Here is a 2,215-nt window from a genome sequence, read left to right as displayed (position 1 = left end):
AGTTAAAAATAACTGAAACTGCCTTAAGAGATGGACATCAATCTCTAATGGCAACAAGGTTAACAACAGAAGAAATGATACCTATCCTTGAAACTATGGATAAGGTTGGATATCATTCTATGGAAGTATGGGGTGGAGCAACATTTGATGCTTGTATACGTTTCTTAAATGAAGATCCATGGGAAAGATTAAGACTTATAAGAAAGCATGTTAAAAAGACTAAATTACAAATGCTTTTAAGAGGTCAAAATTTACTTGGATACAGAAACTATGCTGATGATACAGTAGAAAAGTTTATAGAGCTATCTATAAAAAACGGAATCGATATAATAAGAGTATTTGATGCCTTAAATGATGTAAGAAACTTAGAAGCATCTATGAAAGCAATAAAAAAATATAATGGCCATTGTCAATGTGCAATATCTTATACTACAAGTCCAGTACACACTACAGAGTACTATGTTGAGTTAGTAAAAACTATGGAAAATATGGGTGCAGATTCAATATGTATAAAAGATATGGCAGGTGTTTTAACTCCATACAATGCATACGATTTAGTTAAAAAAGTTAAAGGTGCAACTATGCTACCTATAGAGTTACACACTCACTGCACAGGTGGTATAGCTGAAATGCTATATATGAAAGCAGTTGAAGCTGGTGTAGATATAATAGATACTGCAATATCTCCATTTTCAGGTGGAACAAGTCAACCGCCAACAGAATCACTAGCAATAACATTTGCTGAAATGGATAGAAATCCAGAGTTAAATATGGAAGCACTTTTAGAAGTTGCAGAATACTTTAAGCCAATAAGAGATAAATACATGGCTGATGGAACTTTAGATGCAAAAGTATTATTAACTGACCCTCAAACTTTAAAATACCAAGTTCCAGGAGGAATGTTATCAAACTTATTATCTCAAATGAAGCAACAAAATGCTGAAGAAAAGTATGAAGAGGTTTTAAATGAAGTTCCTAGAGTAAGAAAAGATTTAGGATATCCGCCACTAGTTACACCACTTAGTCAAATGGTTGGGACTCAAGCATTATTCAATGTTTTAACTGGTGAAAGATATAAATTAGTTCCTAAAGAAATAAAGGACTATGTAAGAGGACTATATGGAAAAGCTCCTGCAAAAATTGATGAAGAAATAAAGAAAAAGATCATCGGTGAGGAAGAAGTAATAAGTGTAAGACCAGCAGACTTGATAGCTCCAGAATTTGAAGCAATGAAGGCTGAAGCAGGTGAGTTAGCTAAAAGTGATGAAGATGTATTGGCATATGCATTATTCCCACAAGTAGCGCCAAAGTTCTTACAATCTAAATATAATCCAGTGGTTGAAGAGGTTGTTGAAGAAAACAAAATACAATATATAACAGTAACTATGTAGAGAATAGGTGATTAAGATGAATGGTACAACAACAATAATGGATGCAATATCTATTACAATATCAAGTATGACAATAGTATTCTTAACATTAATACTTATTGCATTAGTATTAGGTTCATTCAAATTTATATTTAAAGAAAAGCCTAAGGCAGAAGTTAAAAAGAATACTACAGATAACAATGTAGCAAATGATGATATAGATGAAGAAGAAAGATTAGTAGTAGCACTAGCTGCATCTGTTATGGCGGGAAATGGAAAGATTAATCCAAATCTTCATATAAAGAGTATGAAAAGAGTTAGGTAATTTAAATAAGTTGAATATATATAAATTAATGTTTTAAGAAACGAAAATAAATATAAAAGTTGAAATTATAAGATTTAAAATTGAAGGGAGATTTACCATGAGTGTAAAAGCATATCACATAACGTTAAACGGAAAAGTATACGAAGTTGAAATAGAAGAAGTACAACCAGGAACTAAGCCAGTTCAAACTGCAGCACCAGCATCTGTTGCTCCAAAGGCAACTCCATCAGGAGCAGGGGAAGAAGTAACAGCTCCAATGCCAGGAAGTATGTTTAACATATTAGTTAAAGAAGGACAAAGTATTAAAAAAGGTGACGTAGTAGCAATACTTGAAGCAATGAAAATGGAAAACGAAATAATAGCACCAGTTGATGGTACAGTTTCAGCTATAAATGTTGAAAAAGGACAAAACGTTAACTTAGGTGATTTAATATTAAAAATAGCATAATTTACACAAGCGAAAGGAGAAAAACAACATGGGTCAAATGTTAATTGATTTCATTGCAGAATCGGGATTTGC

The 2,215-nt window shown here is 32.3% G+C and carries 3 protein-coding genes; all 3 read left to right on the top strand.

What is annotated here, in order from left to right; genetic code table 11:
• Positions 1 to 1,391: oxaloacetate decarboxylase subunit alpha (locus ACI48P_RS18140; protein WP_475218351.1), on the top strand; the 1,391-nt coding region annotated here is incomplete at its 5' end.
• A 16-nt stretch (positions 1,392 to 1,407) separates the two neighbouring features.
• The gene (locus ACI48P_RS18135) at positions 1,408 to 1,695 is read left to right on the top strand and encodes an OadG family protein (RefSeq protein ID WP_475218349.1); all 288 of its coding nucleotides are present in this window, start codon (positions 1,408 to 1,410) and stop codon (positions 1,693 to 1,695) included.
• 97 nt (positions 1,696 to 1,792) lie between these two features.
• The gene (locus ACI48P_RS18130) at positions 1,793 to 2,143 is read left to right on the top strand and encodes a biotin/lipoyl-containing protein (protein WP_475218347.1); all 351 of its coding nucleotides are present in this window, start codon (positions 1,793 to 1,795) and stop codon (positions 2,141 to 2,143) included.
• The last annotated feature ends 72 nt before the right edge of the window (positions 2,144 to 2,215 follow it).

This window comes from Romboutsia sp. LXY-2, from assembly GCF_056171995.1.
The sequence above is the reverse complement of the archived record's forward strand: the minus strand, read 5'-3'. Positions and strand labels throughout refer to the sequence as shown.

Excerpts from the sequence above, each read along its gene's own strand:
- ACI48P_RS18130 (WP_475218347.1), top strand. The coding sequence starts at position 1,793 with ATGAGTGTAAAAGCATATCACATAACGTTAAACGGAAAAGTATACGAA.
- ACI48P_RS18135 (WP_475218349.1), top strand. The coding sequence starts at position 1,408 with ATGAATGGTACAACAACAATAATGGATGCAATATCTATTACAATATCA.